This is a genomic window from Bariatricus sp. HCP28S3_F11, assembly GCF_052065395.1.
Classification (GTDB): Bacteria; Bacillota; Clostridia; order Lachnospirales; family Lachnospiraceae; genus Allocoprococcus.
Genome location: NZ_JBQHUC010000071.1, coordinates 1 through 3863, shown reverse-complemented (window position 1 = coordinate 3863; position 3863 = coordinate 1). Strand labels below are relative to the sequence as shown.

At 37.8% G+C, this 3863-nt stretch carries 6 protein-coding genes; 2 read left to right on the top strand and 4 right to left on the bottom strand.

Translation table 11 applies throughout. The features are described 5' to 3' along the window. The first annotated feature begins 155 nt into the window (after positions 1-155). Both ACTNBR_RS16055 and ACTNBR_RS16050 read left to right on the top strand, forming a co-directional pair. On the top strand, positions 156-350 hold the full coding sequence (locus ACTNBR_RS16055; protein ID WP_154322052.1) for a DUF3173 domain-containing protein: 195 nt from the start codon (positions 156-158) through the stop codon (positions 348-350). 33 nt (positions 351-383) lie between these two features. Next, positions 384-1568 carry a site-specific integrase gene (locus ACTNBR_RS16050; protein WP_235251053.1) on the top strand — a complete coding sequence of 395 codons (1185 nt, stop codon included), beginning with the start codon at positions 384-386 and terminating at the stop codon, positions 1566-1568. Between the two features lie 223 nt (positions 1569-1791). Here ACTNBR_RS16050 and ACTNBR_RS16045 read toward each other — a convergent pair whose 3' ends face one another. The 4 genes from ACTNBR_RS16045 to ACTNBR_RS16030 all read right to left on the bottom strand — a co-directional run bounded on the left by ACTNBR_RS16045 (position 1792) and on the right by ACTNBR_RS16030 (position 3621). Next, positions 1792-2091, bottom strand: coding sequence for a type II toxin-antitoxin system RelE/ParE family toxin (locus ACTNBR_RS16045; protein WP_055262129.1), 300 nt, complete (start codon positions 2089-2091; stop codon positions 1792-1794). Position 2092: 1 nt separating this feature from the next. Further along, the gene (locus ACTNBR_RS16040) at positions 2093-2341 is read right to left on the bottom strand and encodes a type II toxin-antitoxin system prevent-host-death family antitoxin (protein ID WP_055262131.1); all 249 of its coding nucleotides are present in this window, start codon (positions 2339-2341) and stop codon (positions 2093-2095) included. A 155-nt stretch (positions 2342-2496) separates the two neighbouring features. Continuing rightward, positions 2497-3111 carry a helix-turn-helix domain-containing protein gene (locus ACTNBR_RS16035; protein ID WP_055261444.1) on the bottom strand — a complete coding sequence of 205 codons (615 nt, stop codon included), beginning with the start codon at positions 3109-3111 and terminating at the stop codon, positions 2497-2499. Between the two features lie 21 nt (positions 3112-3132). Beyond that, positions 3133-3621, bottom strand: a complete 489-nt coding sequence (locus ACTNBR_RS16030) for a phosphatase PAP2 family protein (protein ID WP_441042730.1) — start codon at positions 3619-3621, stop codon at positions 3133-3135. Between the last annotated feature and the right edge of the window lie 242 nt (positions 3622-3863).

Here is a 3863-nt window from a genome sequence, read left to right as displayed (position 1 = left end):
GTGGTAACTTAACAATACAACATATACACAAAAACTGCTATTTTTTTTTGAAAAAAGTAGTGGTTTCACGTACTTAGGGCTAGCCGTCGCGCTAGCGACTTGGTACAATAATGGACAGGTATTGAAGTTTTATCCTGTCCATAGAAAGGAGTAGAATGATTACAGTAACAAAAAGTGATTTGATAAAGTTAGGTTATGGTCCTTCTTTTTCAGCAGACATTATCCGGGAAGCGAAAAAGCTGATGATTGCCAAAGGCCATACTTATTATCAATCAAAGAAACTGGACAGGGTACCAAAGGAAGCGGTTGAGGAATTATTGGGAATCACTTTGCCAGATACTGAAAACTAAGTGTACTTCTTGCATTAGAGAAGGAGTGTAACCATGGCAAAAGATCCAATCAAGAAAGCAACTAACGGAACCTATTATTTCAGGGCGAACTTAGGGAAACACCCTGTAACCGGGAAACAAATACAAAAGTATCGCAGTGGATTTGCAACAAAGAAAGAGGCTCGGGCAGAATATTCAAAGCTTATTCTGTCTACACCAGATGAACTTACGGAAAAGAAAGAGGAAGTGACTTTCAAAAAATTTATTCAGGAGATTTATCTTCCCTGGTATAAAACCCAGGTAAAAGAAAGTACATACAAGAACAGGTATGCTACCATTGAAAAACACTTTGCCTATTTCTATAAGATGAATACTGACAAAATTGAGCCAATTCATGTGCAAAACTGGCAATTAAAACTGGCAAAAAACTACAGCCCAAATTATGTGAGGATTATACAGGGAATGCTTGCAGTCGCATTTGACAGAGCTATCGTTCTGGGACTTGCAAAGAAAAATCCGGCCAGAATGATCGGAAATGTCAAAAGCAGAAAACCGAAAATTGATTTCTGGACACTGGAAGAATTCCAGAAAGTCATTTCTCTACTGTATAAGGGAGATTACTATGAACACTACTTGTTCATTTCTTACTGGTTGTTATTTATGACTGGAATGCGAATCGGAGAAGCTGCGGCTCTGCAATGGTCAGATATTGATTTTGAAACAGGTATTCTCAGCATCAACAAAAATCTTTACTACAAAACCATGACCGACTACAAATTTGTAGAGACAAAAACGCAGGCTAGTATACGGGATATCGTTATAGATGATGATACGCTTAAAGAGCTGAAAGAATGGAAAGAAGTTCAACAGAAAGTTCTACCGAAATGTAATTTTATATTAAGCTATAACGGAACGCCCACCAGCAAGACAACTCTGCCAAGAGCCCTCGAAAAGCTGGCAAATCTTGCTGGTGTCCACCGTATTAAAATTCATGCCTTACGGCATTCCCACGCTTCCCTGTTAATCAGCATGGGAGAAAACCCATTAATTATCAAAGACCGTTTAGGACACGAAAAAATCCAAACGACTTTGGGAACCTATGGGCATTTATATCCAAACAGCAACTTTGAAGTAGCAAAGAAGCTGACAGGAAAACTTACCTATACACCTGCAACAGAAAGTGTGGCTGATTACACAAGCAATCAGTTCACAGCTGAGTATCATAAGCAGGTGAATTAGAAAAATGCAATAAAAATGCAATTTTCAAAGGCCGAAGCCCGGAAGCCCCGTAAAATAAGGCTTTCTGGCCCACCGCCTACTATTCAAACTCGCAAATGAGTTTTTGTCACTATACAATTTTGTATAGGCGTTATGGTTCTATCTGGTTTTATATGTGTTCCACTATCCTTAGTCCACGGACTGTACTGAACGGTGTTATCAATTTGTTATCATATTTCTGTTATCAATCAAAAATTCTTGTAATATCCTGATACCGATTGATGACACGATAAATTTCTACATACTCGTTGCTTACCTTGTAGATAATCACATAATCTTCCCATATCGCATATTTATAGTCTGTCCGAAAGCTGACTCGCTTTGAAAGGTCTGAACCCATTCCCGGAAACATCTGGAGATTCTCAAATTTACCATAAATTTCCTTTATAGTCTTTGCGGCATATTCTTCACTATCTTCAGCGATGTAATCCCGGATATTCTTCAGGTCCTTTGCAACAATCGGGTTAATCCGTAATTTTAACATCTTATTCCCCCACAAGTGCCTTCAGTTCATCTAACTCCAGCCATCCCTCGCCGTCTTTCACTGCTTCTTCGGCTTCCTGCAGCTTCATTAAAAGCTTCTTTTCCGCACGATCACGTTCATAATCTTCAAAATCCATAACCACAAAACGTCCTCTACCATTCTTGGTAAGATATACAGGCTCGCCTTTATGGCAGTTCTTCAGGACTTCGTTATAATTTCTCAAATCAGATACTGGTAAAATACTTGCCATATTCTTTCAGCTCCTTCCTTGATTTTATATTGTTTCTGCTACTTATATTATACACAAAAAGCTGTAAAATTCAACGTGAATTTTTACAGCTTTCTATTATAACTATTCCTATTTTTTAATTCGACAAACTTGAAGTTGTAGGGGACAATACCTGATCAGCCTGCCTTGGCTTGTTTATAAAGGAGACCACTTTTGATCAGTAATAGCAGAAAAGCAACTATTATTGCATATGGTTCTTTCATCATTGCCAAAAACAAAACATCGATAACACTGCATCCTATAGACAATGCAGTAATCACCTTTTTGCCTTTTTCAAATTTGAAATAGACCATCAATATTTTCACAATCCCGATAATCGTTAAAGTGATGAACATTATCCAATAAATGGTAATAATCCATTTATTATTATCTACATACTCAAAAAGATTTACCGAATAGATATAACCATTGACCGGCTTGGGATACAGCGGAAGAAAAATAAGCATCAAAGAAAGCAAGTCAACAAATCCCCATAATAAGTCACATACACTATTGAGATTTGATTTGTTTTCTTTTTCTGCAATCAAAATCAACTGTTCTCCAGATAACAGATCATCAATCGACACAGAAAAATATCGAGATATTTCCTTTAATGAATCTATGCTCGGATATCCTCTTCCGGATTCCCATTTTGAAATTGCAGTTCTAGATACAAATAATGCCGCAGCCAGTTCTTCTTGTGTCATTCCCCGGCTTTTTCTTAATTCCTGAAGTTTTTCATGAAATTCCAAAACCTCCACCCCTTGCTCGTTTTATTTATTCTTTATTGACAGTATAACCGCTCCCTGATAAATAGAAAATAATCCAATGCTTAACAATACGCCACCTACAATATCCGTGAGCCAATGTACTCCCGAAATCAATCTGCCAATAACCATGAATGCCGAAAAAGCGATTGTTACAATCGTTATCACTTTTTTGACTGCAATGCTTGACAGCCTGCGCTGAGTCTGTTCGATCAAAGTCGGCATCACACACAATACCAATAGTGTAGTTGATGATGGATAAGATGCCTCCATTACTCCGTTAATTAAAATAGGTCTGTAATTGATTGGAATCATCTCAAAAAATATATATGCCAGGATCACGACAATATAATAAATACCCAGAATAATGATATCCGGATCCACCTTGAAAAGACTTCTTTTCTTAATCAACTGAACTAGTCCCACACCTGCAAAGATCAGGCATACTACGACAGGCACCAGCCCCATCCAATCAGTAATCGAATAAATCATCATGTGTACGCCTGTGAAGCGGTGAAACCAGCAATTGAGTGTTGCAAATCCAATATTCGTTCCGTTTTGACCATGAGGCTGCACATCTACCATCTGGATCAAAACTGTCCATAATACAAAAGTTGCAATGAATATTCCTTCCTATTCTGTCAAGCCTAAATCTATTGATTTTACTGGCTTTGACGATTTTTATTTACCTCAAAAACAGAGCCGGGAGTGATGGATATCATCGTATCATGTACCGA

Bases quoted from the DNA above. Each gene is read 5' to 3' on its own strand.
- ACTNBR_RS16040 (WP_055262131.1), bottom strand. From the start codon at position 2,341: ATGGCAAGTATTTTACCAGTATCTGATTTGAGAAATTATAACGAAGTC.
- ACTNBR_RS16055 (WP_154322052.1), top strand. From the start codon at position 156: ATGATTACAGTAACAAAAAGTGATTTGATAAAGTTAGGTTATGGTCCT.
- ACTNBR_RS16030 (WP_441042730.1), bottom strand. From the start codon at position 3,621: ATGATGATTTATTCGATTACTGATTGGATGGGGCTGGTGCCTGTCGTA.
- ACTNBR_RS16050 (WP_235251053.1), top strand. From the start codon at position 384: ATGGCAAAAGATCCAATCAAGAAAGCAACTAACGGAACCTATTATTTC.
- ACTNBR_RS16045 (WP_055262129.1), bottom strand. From the start codon at position 2,091: ATGTTAAAATTACGGATTAACCCGATTGTTGCAAAGGACCTGAAGAAT.